The following is a 14,113-nucleotide window of genomic DNA, read 5'->3' on the forward strand; positions in this document are numbered from 1 at the left end:
AATTAATTTTCGCGTAGTGTCTCTAATTAAATCAATCTCCGGAATCAGGGGTACCATAGGAGGTAAAGCCGGTGATGGACTTACTCCTATTGACATTGTCAAGTTTGCGGCAGCTTATGGCGCTTGGGTCATCGAGAAAACAGGTAATCCAAAAGTAGTGATCGGCAGAGATGCCAGAATATCAGGTGAGATGGTTTCAAGTCTCGTATCAGCCACACTTCAAGGGATGGGTATTGATGTTATAGATCTCGGTTTGAGCACAACTCCTACAGTAGAACTAGCCGTTCCATTGGAAAATGCAGGGGGTGGAATTATCCTTACCGCCAGCCATAATCCCATTCAGTGGAATGCACTAAAGCTCTTGAACTCAAGAGGGGAATTTATCTCAGATCTTGAAGGAAAGGACATTTTGGATAAAGCTGAAAAAGAAGATTTTTCTTTTGCCGAAGTTAAAAAACTTGGGTCCTACACCGAAATCACTGATTACATGGATCGACACATACAGCATGTGCTAGATCTGGAATTGGTAGATATGGAGGCAATCAAGTCTCGTAATTTCAAAATCGTTGTCGATGCAGTAAATTCTACAGGTGGGATTGTGGTTCCAAAATTACTCCGTGCCTTGGGTGTGGAGGTGATTGAAGAAATGTATTGTACTCCGAATGGTCATTTTCCTCATAATCCAGAGCCTCTGCCTGAAAATCTGAGAGATATCTCCCTTAAGTTGGAAAAAGGCAGCTTCGATCTAGGGATCGTAGTAGATCCGGATGTGGATCGATTGGCTTTTATCAATGAAGATGGTTCTCCTTTTGGAGAGGAATATACCTTAGTGGCAGTTGCTGATTACGTGCTTTCAAAGACTAAGGGAAATACCGTTTCGAATTTGAGCTCAACACGAGCACTTCGAGATGTGACCGAGAAACGAGGGGGAGCTTATACAGCTTCAGCTGTGGGAGAGGTCAATGTAGTCAACCAAATGAAAGCCGTGGACGCGGTAATTGGTGGTGAAGGAAACGGTGGGATCATTTACCCTGCGTCACATTACGGTAGAGATGCTTTGGTGGGTATAGGTTTGTTTTTGACTCATTTAGCCAATTTTGGAAAGACTATTTCCAGACTTCGAGCGAGCTATCCGAATTATTACATCTCAAAAAATAAAATCGAATTGACACCAGAGATAGATGTGGACAAGGTTTTATTTGAGATCAAGGAAAAGTATAAAAAACATCAAATCAACGATATTGATGGCGTGAAAATAGATTTTGAAAAGGAATGGGTGCATTTGCGCAAGTCAAATACCGAACCGATCATCAGAATCTATTCGGAATCTGAATCAGAAGCTACCGCGGACCATCTTGCAAAAAAGATTATGCAGGATATCAAAGAGGTAGTGAGTTCCTCCCTGATTTGATTTTAAAAGCAAAAAAGTTTCTTTTGAAAGAAGGTAATTTGTAAAAATCCAGATTGAAGAATGAAAGTATATTTAGATAATGCCGCCACCACAGCAATGGATGATCGAGTAATCGAGTCCATGCTTCCTTTTATGAGAAATCACTTTGGCAATCCCTCTTCTGTTCACAGTCATGGAAGAGAAGTACGAAATGCCATTGAGAAATCCAGAAAAAAGGTAGCGGAATTGCTAAATGTAACTCCCTCAGAGATTTTTTTTACCTCTGGAGGCACTGAGGCTGATAATACCGCGATCATCTCCGGGATAGAAAGTCATGGCCTCACGCATGCGATCACTTCCCCAATCGAGCATCATGCAGTTTTACATACTTTGGAAGTTTGTGAGATAAAAGGTCACATACAGCTTAGCATGCTCAATGTTGATGAAAAAGGAGTAATTGATTTTCAGCAATTGGAAGATTTGCTCAAAGCAAATCCAAAATCGCTGATTTCATTGATGCATGCCAATAATGAAATCGGAAATATCAATGACTTGGAGCGTATAGGTTCTTTAGCAAGAGAATACGGCGCTTTTTTTCATTCAGATACCGTACAGACGATGGGTCATTACGCCCATGATTTGAAAAATTTGCCGGTGGATTCGATAGTCGCTGGGGCACATAAGTTTCATGGACCAAAGGGAGCAGGTTTCTTATTTGTGCGAAAGGATAAAAAGATCCATCCATTCATTCATGGAGGTGCTCAAGAGCGAAACATGCGTGGTGGAACTGAAAATGTCATTGGCATCATAGGAGTAGCGAAAGCATTGGAGATTGCCTACGAAGAAATGGCGGAGCATCAATCTCAGATTGTAGCAGTAAAAAAACATTTTATTAAAAACCTGAACCAGGAAATCCCAGGGGTTACCTTCAACGGACTATCCGGAGATGTTGAGAACAGTCTTTATACTGTTTTGAATGTAAGCCTTCCTCCTTCTGAGGCAAATCGAGGCATGCTCCTTTTTAATTTGGATTTGGCAGGAATTTCAGCTTCTGGAGGATCAGCTTGTAGTTCTGGAGCTACGGTAGGTTCGCATGTGCTTCGCGCATTGAATCATCAGCCAGAGCGAGATGCCGTCCGGTTCTCATTTAGCCGATTTACGACCATTGACGAAGTTGATTACACGATCAGCCAACTCAAAGAACTCTACACGGTGGAGGCATAAAAAAAGGAGCTTAATAGCTCCTTTTTTTATATTCAGATAAATGATTAAGCTTATAAAGCCCATTACTTCCCTTTGTATCCAATTGCATATGGAGTCCAGATTTCATAGATCGGGTCACCTTTTGAGCTTAATCCGCTGTGATGCCACTCCCCATCAATAACTTTGAAATCAAAGCCTAATTCAGCTCCTACACGACTGTCATCACGGGAGAAAAATGTAATCGTTTCTACATATTTTCCATCTTTGGCAGTATACGTTCCTCCGCCGGTTCCTGAAAATTCCTTTGTCTCTGAATTGAAAGCGATCCACTGAAATCTTCCGCCGCTTAAGATTTTGACTGTTCTACGGGCACCGGGTGTTGATCTGGAAATCTCTTCGCCTCTTTTTCTTCCAGTTATTACCCAATTCCCTGTTAAGGCATCCTTTTGCTCAGGGAGTTTCTCCCAGATTTCTACCAGCATGCCATTATCTGTATTCCCTGAAATGACCATTTTCCCATTTACCAAGTCCAGTTTGAAGGATGTTGAATTGCCTACTTGAAGTGGGTCTAGGGTAAAAAAATCAAGTGTCTCGATGTATTTGTCAGAATCCAGCGAGTAAGGTCCACCACCTGCGCCTATGAAATGATTGTCAGAAACCTGCTTTGCCCCAAAGGCAAAATAGTTATCCTGATAGATTTTGATGTATTCAATTTCGGTTACTTCTTTCCCATTTTGATGGGTCATTTTCCAAGCTCCTTCCAGATCTTGTGCACCAACTAGGGTGGATAAAAACAAAAAAGCAAGTAACATTGTAGTCTTCATAGGTTCATTCTTTTAAAGGATCTAAGAGTCAAGTTGACTAACAATCTTGATATTTACAACTCAAATTTCATTGAGTAATCAGGTGTGGGACAAATGGTAAAATCAGTTAGATGCGTCAATTCAATTTAGGGAAGTCAAAGGAAGATGTTTTGAAGATGGTACCGGAGCAAACCATCAAAAAAGTAAATCTGGGAAATCAATCCATCGGATTGCTTCGGATCGGAGAGGCTTTTTTCGCCTTTGAATCTCAGTGCCCGCATCGAGGAGCTTCCCTGATTCAGGGGAGTCTTAACGCCGCTGGAGAGTTGATCTGTCCGCTTCATCAGTATCGGTTTGAACTTAAAAGTGGGCAGGTGAAAGCTGGCTCTTGTCCGGATTTAGAGGTTTTCCCATGTGAACTTTCTGAAGAAGGATTGCAAATTACATTGCCTTCTGAGTAAAATTTTACTCGAAATGTTGTTGTTAGATTTGATGATTCGATTGTAATTTTAAAAACGAGAAATTAAGATTATGCATTGGGAAGGGTTTGGAGACCGCTGGATATTTATCGCTACACAGACAACCACACGTTATTTTGTGATTGCTGGAGTCGTGTTTTTTGTCTTCTATGTCTTACTCCAAAAGGCAATGGCATCGCGAAGAAACCAAAATCCATTTCCCGGCTGGAAGCATTATCGACGGGATATTGGCTTTTCGCTGATCACAATTGTGATTTTTGCGACGGTGGCAGCTTTGACATTTATCGTTTTTAGTGATTATTCTAATTTATACAGGCCTTGGGATAAGTATGGACAGGTCTATTACTACTTGACCTTTCCGGGAATGCTCTTGATTCATGACGCGTATTTTTATGTGACACATCGCCTGATGCATCACCCAAAATTGTTTCGCTACGTTCATCGGGTGCATCATTTATCTACGAATCCTTCCCCATGGACTGCTTATGCATTTCATCCATTGGAAGCAGTGATCGAGGCTGGGATCATTCCGGTGATTGCGTTTACTTTACCAGTTTATCCGCCTGCATTGGGTATGTTTCTGCTTTTTCAGTTTTTCTTCAATGTCTATGGACACTTAGGCTTTGAGCTTTTTCCTCCCAAATTTCATAAAACTTGGATCGGAAGATGGGTAAGTACAGGTACAGCACACAACCAACACCATCAGCATTTTCATGGTAACTACGGACTTTACACCTTGATTTGGGATCGCCTTTTTGGGACGCTTCGCAAAGATTATGATCAGAAATATGAGCAGGTGACTGCCGGGAAATCCGTTCAAAGCGGTCAGAAAGTAAAGGTTTAGCGGTGAATTTTTATAGTATCTACTAAGTCGATTGGAACAAAATATTCCTAAGGAATAATCTTAAAAAAAAACCTCCTTGCTCCCTTTTGAAAGGACTAATAAAAACAGTAGGTTCTACCCTGACTTTAGTGAAGAAGTAAAATGGGTTTTGGACTAAATCTTCGTAGCATAAAGAAGCATCCTTATTTTACTAAAGCGAAGTTTCAACGTTCTGAGCTCATAAAGCCAAATTTTAGTCATTTATCTTTGTCACTTTTTGGCGGCCAAAAAGTAACCAAAAAGCTCTGAGCCTCAGTCTTTTCTTTCCGCTGGGAGCTTTTCTCATTGATTTGAAATGAAGAAAAAGCGGAATTTTGGACTGCCTTGCGCACCTAAAAATGAATCCCTCCCTAAAGCTGGCCCAAGTCTAAAAATGCCCAATGGGCATTTTTTTTTACGACTTGTCCTCTCGTACCTCAGGAGCTAAGTCATTTTCTTAACGGCTTGCAAACCAGCCTAAAACCGAAAATCCCGAAAGGCTCACCCATCCGGACACTATCCTCCGGTGCCGATTATCCTAAAATAATCAAGTTTCAATACCCTTAAATTCGTGGTAGAACCAAACACTAAATCTAAATCAGGATTTCAACTTAAACCTGTAAACCTTTTTTAGGACGAGTCCGAGAGTTTAATCCAAGTCTTTCGTGGATTCCGAGAATACCCTTGAGATCTTGTCGATTCAAGGAACTATGTTTTCTATGCTATCTATGTGGTTTAAATAAAAACCTTTTTCTCTTCCGTGAAAACCTCTGTGGTCCTAGTGGTCAAAAATCTATTTGTTAAAAAGGCAATCGAAATAAATCCCCTTCGCCTCCTTTTGAAAGGGGGAGTTTAATCCAAGTCCAATGTTAGCATATGAATAATTAGCTGCTTTGCAGTATGCTGCAGACTCCTATAAATTTTTATTGAATTCCATTTATAGCTTGATTCTGAGGTGCTCATATTTTAGATTGATCTTTATTAAAAACCTGAACTCCAGTCCATGAAAAATCTGCTGCTTACATTCGGAATAATTTTACTTTTGGCAGCCTGCCAAGAGAAAAATCCTGATATAGATTACACTGACTGGTCCCACTATGGAGGGCCGGAAGATGGTTCCCGCTACTCTTCTCTAGCTCAGATTACCAAAGAAAATGTAGCAAATCTTGAAGTGGCCTGGACGTACAATACCGGTGATGCGACCGAGCGATCCCAGATTCAGTGTCAGCCAATCGTAGTGGACGGCTTGCTTTATGGTAGCACACCCAAGCTGAATGTCTTTGCGTTGGATGCTGCTACTGGACAGGAAGTTTGGCGCTTTGATCCGTTTCAGATTTTAGGTGGAGAAAACAGCTGGGCAGGAACAAATCGAGGAGTAAGCTATTGGGAGGAAGGGGATGATAAGCGAATTCTCTTTGGAGCTGGAAATTGGCTAATGGCTGTAGATGCCCTAACCGGTGAACCTATTCCAAGCTTTGGGGACGGAGGGAAAGTGGATCTTCGAAAGGGTTTGGATACGGAGCGGGAGGATTTTTTGATCGTTGCAAATGCACCTGGTGTAGTTTACAAGGATTTGTTGATCATCGGAATGCGACTTTCAGAAGGATTGGATGCCGCACCGGGACATATCCGGGCTTACAATATTAAGACTGGAAAGCGGGAGTGGATCTTTCATACCATTCCTCAAGAAGGCGAAGCCGGATACGAAACTTGGGATCCCAATACCATCAAACAAATCGGTGGTGCAAACAACTGGGCGGGGATGAGCCTTGATCAGCAGCGGGGAATCGTCTATGTGCCTACCGGATCGGCTACTTATGATTTTTGGGGTGGATATCGTACCGGTGATAACCTCTATTCCAATTCCTTGCTGGCGCTAAATGCAGAAACAGGAGAACGAATCTGGCATTTTCAGGCAGTGCATCATGATGTATGGGACCGGGATTTTCCTGCTAACCCAAACTTAATCCGAATCCAAAAAGATGGGAAATGGATCGACGCAGTTGCTCAAATTTCCAAGCAAGGAATGACCTATGTATTTGATCGGCAGACTGGCGAACCGGTTTGGCCGATTGTGGAAACGCCCGTGATGCAGTCGACCTTGCCCGGGGAAGTGACCGCTCCAACTCAGCCGATACCGACCTTGCCAGAACCTTTTATGAAGATGACTTTTCAGGAAGGTGATATTCTAAATCTCAAACCGGAATGGGAAGCGGATATCCGTTCGCAACTTACTAACACCTTGATGGGCGATACTTGGCTGCCACCCAATGCCGACCAACCGATTGTGCTTTTCCCCGGAATGGATGGTGGAGGAGAATGGGGCGGGGCTTCTTTTGATCCGACTACTCAGACCCTGTATGTCAACGCAAATCAGATTCCCTGGATCATCGAGATGACTGCCAATGCGAATTTTGAAAATGTAGGTCAGGCGGTTTATACGAATTATTGCGGGAATTGCCATGGCTTGGAGCTGAAGGGAAATCCTCCTGCAATCCCAAGTCTGCTCGGGCTTAAGGAAAAATACAGCCCGGATTCCTTGGATCTTTTGCTTCGCAAAGGAAGAGGAGCGATGCCTGCATTCGATTATATTTCGAATGAAAATCGTGCAGTATTGGTGGATTACTTGCTCGGGAAAGCTGAAATCCAAACTGACAAAAAAGAGTTGGAAAGTGATAATAGCCAACTTTACCCGCGCTACTACATGAATGGCTACAAAAAGCTGGTAACCAAGGGAGGACTATACGGTTCCAACCCACCTTGGGGCTTGCTCACTGCCATTGATATGAAGTCTGGGAAGAAAAAGTGGCAGGTGACTTTGGGAGAAATCGATTCCTTGAGTGCGCAAGGTTTTGCTCCTACGGGAACAGAAAATTATGGTGGGCCAGTCGCTACAGCCGGAGGAATCCTGTTTATTGCTGCAACCAAAGACGAGAAAATCAGGGCTTTTGATAAAGAAACTGGAGCATTACTTTGGGAGGCAAAACTTCCAGCTTCAGGTCATGCTACTCCAGCTGTCTATGAAAAGAACGGAAAGCAGTACCTAGTAATTGCCTGTGGTGGTGGCAAAGGCACCAAAAGTGGTGATGCTTATGTGGCTTTTGCTTTGCCGGATTGAGGAGTGATAATTTTATATAATCTGATTTTCCACAATGATGCCAGTGTCCTCTTTTTCTTTGCTTATCAGGCTGGAAGACCGATGACCGAAGACCGAAGTACCACAATGCTAGTGTTTACCATACATTAAGTCGCTTTTTACCCTTTACTGGTTCAATTGCGGACATACATATTATTATCTGCAAGGATGACAATTTTACTATTTCCGTTGGTTGATAGACTGGAAGAAGGAAGACCGAAGTGGCCAAATTAGGGTTTACCTATTTTCTTTTTAAATAATATCCTTGCTGATGTGAAAGTGGATGTACATATAAGTTGAAATATGATTTCAATTAATTCCCCCGAATCTCCAAAAACACATTTACTTTCGGGTCGATGGGATTTCCGGACATTCGGCGTAGTAGGACCACTTGACCGCTGTGATGGATCATGTCTGTGATCGGGCCATTGATCATATTCCAAAAAGGATATTCTGTTCGCGTTGCTCCCCGCTGAAAAATGATTTTTAAATCAGCAATTTCAGCCTCGTCCATAGCAGCTAGAAGGTTGCTGGATTCCTGAATGTTGAGCAAGGTTTTCTCCCGAAATTCTTGGAAATTCATTCCTGAAAAGTCCGCAGGCTGGATATTTGGCATACTTCGCGCCCCGTTTAACAGCGTCTCAGAAAGTCCAAAAAGATGCTCGATGGTTTCCATCGTATTTCTGGATTCGGAGGTTGGGATATAGTCAAGGTCCGCTTGAGTCAAACCCTCCGTCGCCCAATAATACCTAAATCCTAACCCGTCAATCATTCGGCTAAGTATATTTCCACTGGTATAATCCCCTGTTTTTTCAAGGATTTGAGCATAAGGAATTTGATTTTGAGCGCTTTGTGAATAGACAAATTGACCAATAATGACTAGAAAGAAGGTTAAGATTATGTTTTTCATAAGTAATGATAGCTTTTATTTTCGAAGAAAGGCAGGATGAGAAAATAACCTCGATGGGAGCGGAAATTCAATCATAGAATGTATCAACCGAAGGTTTCTGAAATTTAGAATAATTAGGGCGCGGGGGTGGACATCGAAGTGGGCCGGCGGTGGCATGTGGGGAGAAGCATTTCCATGTCTTGGCACCACCCGCATACCTGGCTCTTCGCTATAAATGCCCAATGGGCATTTACTTCACGCTCAGCCCTTCTTTTGGGCTAAGCCAAAAGTACAGAAGAAAAAGAATAAGGGATCTGGAGAGATCGACGATTAAAAGTTAGAAATGAAACTCCTTGACTACTTTAACAGATCTTGGATAAGGAGATTTTAGCCGCACTAAGGTTAATCCTCAATTAGAAACCGTTCTTTATCCGCTCCACTTAATTGGGCGATTTTCCCCATGAAGTCGAGATCATTGATTCGGTTTAGAATGAATTCAGGGTCTAAAGGAAAAATGCGATGCGCCCCACTCGAATAACTGATTTTTAGAAATCTACTATCCTCAGAAAAAGCCAGCGTAATTCCAGGATTGTCGATTCGGTCTAAGTTGAAGGTGATAATCAATTCATTTTGAGCATTGAAAAGGCCTTTGTAGCTAGCCAAGTACATTCCGTCAGGACTTGAAATAGCCTCAAGATCAAATCCCTTGGAATCCGGGAATTCAGCAAGGATTTCTCCGTCTTTTATACTAATCAGCTTCTTGGATCTATAAAAAGCGTCCGAATCTTCTCCTTCTTCCAAGGGTAATAACTCATAAAGTCCATCCGAAGTACTAGTTTCATTTTCCATTTCAGAACTTGGGATTTCCAGATAAGGGAGTTGCATGGTTTTATAATAGTACACCGTCCGGGCCTTGTCTTTCCGATCGCCATTGATATATTCACTTTCATAGCTGGCAATTCCGATCAGTTGATTGTCATCCAAAAATGAAAGGTAGCTCACCGGAAATTCGTCACCAGACTTCAGTATGGCCAGATCTTTAAAGACATTTCGATTTCCGCCTGAGCGGTAAGCCTCATTGTCGATCAGGCCTGTTTTTCCATTCGCGCTGCCCAAAAGCGTGTACTTCCCATCAAGAGAGATCTCAATATCTTGGATGTAACCTGTGTAATCACTAAAGCCGGTCAAGAAAATACTGGATTCTTCTGTTTGATAATATCCATCATATCCCGGCGAGATATAATAGATTTTTGAATAGCCTAAAGCCACACTGGACACCACAAAAATTGCTCTTTGGTTGGGTTCGTCTACGTATAAATCTGAAATGTTCATCAAATACGAATCCCTGGGAATCGTATTAAAAATCTCCTCAGAAACTGCCACCATATCTTGAAAAAAGGGGGTTCCCCCAGTGGGAAAAGACTCTTCGTTTCCCTCGCGAAAGTCAGGGAAATCCGGTGAAGATTCCTGATAAAATCCATAACCGCTGTAGAAAACCCTGATCAACTGCTGGGTAGCTTCCTCATTTGAAAAGTCTTTCTCTTTCGCAAAACGATAAGCATGTTCTGCCAAACGAAGCGATTTCGTAGGATCTTTCGCTAATTGACCTTGAGAGTTTGAAATATAAGTGGAGAGCAAGGCGCTGTCTCTTTGATTGACTGCATAAATCGAGGCCACAATCGCCACCACAAGGAGCACGCTAAGGATACCAATCGTCGCATTTCGGATCCGCATGGTTCGCTTATGCTGTTTGGCGGCTTCACCGATCATATCCCCGATGGATTTGCCGTGGAGGGTGGCAGCCAAAACCACCAAGCGATTTTCGAATTCCGGATTGTCCAGGTTTAATTTTTCTTCAGAACTCAAATTTCGAAAATCCACAAAAAACGGTTCTCCCTTAAATGCTCCGGAAAGGTTTTTTGGAATGGCGGTAGTCACCCTCCAGTCAAAATCATTTTTGGCTTCATCCCATAGAATCTCTCCATCGGTCAATACGATCAAAAATTTCTCTATGGATTTGTTCTCCAGCCAATAGTCTACTTCCCGTTGACACCATTTGGATTGGGCATACTTCTTACTTGCCAAGCAAATAAAATATTCAGAGTTCTCCAGGCCATTTCTAATCTTATCTCCTAGGTCAGCTGCAATAGAAAGGTCACTTCCGTCTCTAAAAATTTCTAAGGCCCGACGCTTAAAAGTTGGTTTGGCAAATTTCTCAAGTCCCTTTTCAAGGCTTGTGCCTAGTTCGGTATCCTGTCCGTGACTGTAAGAAAGAAAAGCATTGTATTTCATAGATGAGTGGGAGTTAAAAAATTAATTTTGAAAAAGATGATATTGATTTTGAAAAATGAATTAAACTAATTCGGGCAGGAATTGCAAGGAACTTTGACTAAGTTTAACACCAGCAGTTTTTCACTGGGTGTTGGCAATTGTATTTTTTAATTTTCCGCTAATTCTTCATCGTCAGATTCTTTTGGCGAGAATCGTGCAATCAGCATGGGAGTCAAAATACAGGCAATTGCGATTATTGATTTGAATTCGAAGTCACTGATGAAATTCATCGCAATCAGATAAATTCCACAAATCAGAAAAATTACGTTAGTTAGTTTTTTCTCCCAAACAAAACCTCCAACCAAATAGGCAATACCGATTAGGGTAAACATTGCAGTGCTTAGCATTTGATTCGTTTCCTCGCTGTAATCCAGAAACCAATTGGATATTTTTCCTAGTAATACGACTCCCAATAAAACTTGAAAAATTAGAGTTAATGTCTTTTTCATTTCTTTTGGGTTTCGTTCAGATAGTGTTGCTAAGGTGATGTGTATGCAATGGGCTGATGGCTCATGGCCGCCAATTTATTTATGTGTTCTTATTTTTTTGAAAAACAATTATAATTTTTTCAATCTGCTTTATCAGTAAATATATTTTGTCTAGAAATCACAGTCATAAAGACAAAAGAATAACGAGGACTGTTTTTTTGAATGTATTTGCGTTCTCAATTATTTCCATGAATTTCCGAAGGATTTACTTGACTCTTTCCTAAGTTAAAGGTAAACCAGACAATAAAGCTTACGATTATCATTTCTGCTCCATCTTCCAATAATCCGAAGGCCTCATAGGCTTGATCCCAAGGAATCGCCGTGTGCAGGATATCGACTAAAATACCAAAACATGCCAACAGGATTACGAGTATGAAAAGACGTTTTGATATCTGTTTTTCTAAATTATCACTAACTAAGTATGATGCTCCTATAAATGAAAATAACAAAAAGCCAAATAGCATAGACACTCCAAGTTCTCCAAAATCCTCTGCTCTCAGGCCGAACATAGGCTTTAATTCAAAATATTGAGCTATGTATTCACCTAATCTTTCATGAATTTGCAACGAGTCATCGAACAATAGGTACATGAATAATAGAGACCAGGACAAATAGATAATTCGTCGTCTTTCAATTGCCAAAATAAGAAATAAGGCAACAATCCAACTCTCCTTAATATATTGGTAAATCTCTGCATAACCCATGTCTGTCTCAATTGAGTACAGTGGGCCCGGTGCAATTCCTAGTAAGTAAAGGCAATGGATCCCAATAAAAGCTAAATCAGCGATCAAAAGTAAGTTTAAAAACTTAATAGTCTCTTTATCTGTAGCTATGCCCATCAAGAACTGCTTTGTTAAATGCTTCTTGCTTAGTAACATTTTTATCTCATTAAATTTGGTTTTAGGAATCTGTAATATTACGTCAATTGAATGATTTTAAAACCTGCGGATGTCTCCCATATACCTGATAGATATCAGTAATACTGCTGATATATTTTATCAAAAATTTCGCATTTACTTTCCTATATACTAATCTAGAATTAAAAAATATTTTCCCAAATCCGTTCCTGTAAAACTCTTTTACTTCAGGTTCCGATTTGAAATAGCCCCTGAGGATGGCTAATCGTAATAATTCGCAGGTAATTACACAATTACACCTTAGTGTCCAGTTCACGGCAACGATTGTCGTAGATTATAATCAGGTAAATTAGCTACTCCCAGCGGGGTTAAAATTAACGAATAAGGATTAGCCAGTGTAAAGAGTGACTATTCGATGCTTTGTAAACTGCCGTATTTTGGACCTCCAGAAAGCTTTGATAATGGGCTGTGTGTGCCTGTGCTTCTACTCGGTTGGTTGCTGTTAGTATCTAGTGCAAGTTTTTTATTGTCACAGGCATTAGCAGCGGTAATGAAAAAGTCATTACGTTCAAAAAGTATGTTTTGCTGTGTATAAAAATCTTAGCTATAATTCTATTGTAAATTGCGTTTGCTCAATTCCTTTTTGAGTGCGTCATATTTTTTAGACTTTTTTAAAAACACATAGATTAGAAATAAAGGAATTAGGGTAAGGAAACCCCAACTATTCGCCGCAACACTAAAGATTATAATCCCAATCAAAAATCCAATAAAGAAGGCATCGATTATCGGAGATGGTTTGATTTTTTTCGCTTCTGTAATTAGTTCTTGATCTGTTAATTCCGCTAGTTCGTTTTGGTTCATAGAGATTAATTTTAGTATGGTTTCTTATAAATATAAGTTACTATTATACCTTTTTAACACTAGGTTTCTATTCTTTAATGATTATTCCTCCATTCATTTCTTCCTCTGTTGGTGTTTCAAACCATGTTTCCATAAAATCAAAGTTTTCTTTACTTACTTCAAACTCAAAAGTTTCTCCCTTTTCTGAATTTCTTTTCATTACTCTATTCAGTCGAATGTCTTTGGGGATATCTAAAAAATGCATAGTTAATTGATAGCCATTCAAATCCGCGAATTTTCTGAATTTTTCACGATGCTCAAATTTTGAAAGGCCTAAATCGAGAATGGAATCGGTTTTCGAGCTTTCCAGCTGTTTAACCAAATCTAGAATCATTTCTTCAGCTCGTTCTATTCTTTCAAGAAACCATTCCAGTCCATCAGTCGATTTTTTGTCAGCAAGAAACAAGGTATTATTCCATTTGTCTATTGAGAAAATAATTCCATTGCAATGCCTTTTCAATTCATTTGAATAGGTGGTTTTTCCTGATCCAGTATTTCCAATAATTAAGTGAATCATTTAGTGTTTTTCAAATGTTTGCTAACGGCTCGGGTATGAAACATAGGGCATTTTGGAACTGTTTACTTGTCAACTGAGACAAAGCTTTTTAAGTGCCGAAAACTTGTGGAAGCCACTGTCCGCCCTATGTTTTATACCCATTGTTGCACTAAACCTGCGGTAGTTTTACCGAGTAGCAGCCAGAAAGAGGTAACTTTTTAATTCATTCTTAACCTCATATCAATCATGAAAAAAAAGAGAACCTCCTCCAGACTGCTT

The 14,113-nt window shown here is 40.6% G+C and carries 12 protein-coding genes; 5 read left to right on the forward strand and 7 right to left on the reverse strand.

What is annotated here, in order from left to right; genetic code table 11:
* Positions 1–16 precede the first annotated feature (16 nt).
* Positions 17–1,411 carry a phosphoglucosamine mutase gene (gene glmM / locus P8O16_RS00710; protein WP_300309825.1) on the forward strand — a complete coding sequence of 465 codons (1,395 nt, stop codon included), beginning with the start codon at positions 17–19 and terminating at the stop codon, positions 1,409–1,411.
* Positions 1,412–1,471: 60 nt separating this feature from the next.
* The gene (locus tag P8O16_RS00715; RefSeq protein WP_300309827.1) at positions 1,472–2,614 is read left to right on the forward strand and encodes a cysteine desulfurase family protein; all 1,143 of its coding nucleotides are present in this window, start codon (positions 1,472–1,474) and stop codon (positions 2,612–2,614) included.
* Positions 2,615–2,676: 62 nt separating this feature from the next.
* On the opposite strand, the gene P8O16_RS00720 is transcribed toward P8O16_RS00715, so the two are convergent.
* Entirely contained in the window at positions 2,677–3,417 is a 741-nt protein-coding gene (locus tag P8O16_RS00720; protein ID WP_300309829.1) for a hypothetical protein, read from the reverse strand.
* 110 nt (positions 3,418–3,527) lie between these two features.
* On the opposite strand from P8O16_RS00720, the gene P8O16_RS00725 reads away from it, so the two are divergent.
* The 3 genes from P8O16_RS00725 to P8O16_RS00735 all read left to right on the forward strand — a co-directional run bounded on the left by P8O16_RS00725 (position 3,528) and on the right by P8O16_RS00735 (position 7,855).
* On the forward strand, positions 3,528–3,857 hold the full coding sequence (locus P8O16_RS00725; RefSeq protein WP_300309831.1) for a Rieske (2Fe-2S) protein: 330 nt from the start codon (positions 3,528–3,530) through the stop codon (positions 3,855–3,857).
* 70 nt (positions 3,858–3,927) lie between these two features.
* Positions 3,928–4,719 carry a sterol desaturase family protein gene (locus P8O16_RS00730; RefSeq protein WP_300309833.1) on the forward strand — a complete coding sequence of 264 codons (792 nt, stop codon included), beginning with the start codon at positions 3,928–3,930 and terminating at the stop codon, positions 4,717–4,719.
* Positions 4,720–5,740: 1,021 nt separating this feature from the next.
* Positions 5,741–7,855: a PQQ-binding-like beta-propeller repeat protein gene (locus P8O16_RS00735; RefSeq protein ID WP_300309835.1), complete on the forward strand. Its 2,115-nt coding sequence runs from the start codon at positions 5,741–5,743 to the stop codon at positions 7,853–7,855.
* A 331-nt stretch (positions 7,856–8,186) separates the two neighbouring features.
* Here P8O16_RS00735 and P8O16_RS00740 read toward each other — a convergent pair whose 3' ends face one another.
* The 6 genes from P8O16_RS00740 to P8O16_RS00765 all read right to left on the reverse strand — a co-directional run bounded on the left by P8O16_RS00740 (position 8,187) and on the right by P8O16_RS00765 (position 13,855).
* Positions 8,187–8,783, reverse strand: a complete 597-nt coding sequence (locus P8O16_RS00740; protein ID WP_300309837.1) for a hypothetical protein — start codon at positions 8,781–8,783, stop codon at positions 8,187–8,189.
* Positions 8,784–9,164: 381 nt separating this feature from the next.
* Complete coding sequence (locus tag P8O16_RS00745) at positions 9,165–11,054, reverse strand: toll/interleukin-1 receptor domain-containing protein (protein WP_300309839.1); 1,890 nt, start codon at positions 11,052–11,054, stop codon at positions 9,165–9,167.
* A 146-nt stretch (positions 11,055–11,200) separates the two neighbouring features.
* A complete protein-coding gene (locus P8O16_RS00750; protein WP_300309850.1) occupies positions 11,201–11,542 on the reverse strand; it encodes a hypothetical protein in 342 nt (113 codons plus the stop codon).
* A gap of 215 nt (positions 11,543–11,757) precedes the next feature.
* Positions 11,758–12,420: a hypothetical protein gene (locus P8O16_RS00755; protein WP_300309852.1), complete on the reverse strand. Its 663-nt coding sequence runs from the start codon at positions 12,418–12,420 to the stop codon at positions 11,758–11,760.
* 630 nt (positions 12,421–13,050) lie between these two features.
* Positions 13,051–13,299 carry an FUSC family protein gene (locus P8O16_RS00760; protein ID WP_300309854.1) on the reverse strand — a complete coding sequence of 83 codons (249 nt, stop codon included), beginning with the start codon at positions 13,297–13,299 and terminating at the stop codon, positions 13,051–13,053.
* Positions 13,300–13,366: 67 nt separating this feature from the next.
* Positions 13,367–13,855, reverse strand: a complete 489-nt coding sequence (locus P8O16_RS00765; RefSeq protein WP_300309856.1) for an ATP-binding protein — start codon at positions 13,853–13,855, stop codon at positions 13,367–13,369.
* Between the last annotated feature and the right edge of the window lie 258 nt (positions 13,856–14,113).

Origin of the sequence: Algoriphagus sp. (assembly GCF_029254265.1) — a bacterium.
Taxonomy (GTDB): domain Bacteria; phylum Bacteroidota; class Bacteroidia; order Cytophagales; family Cyclobacteriaceae; genus Algoriphagus.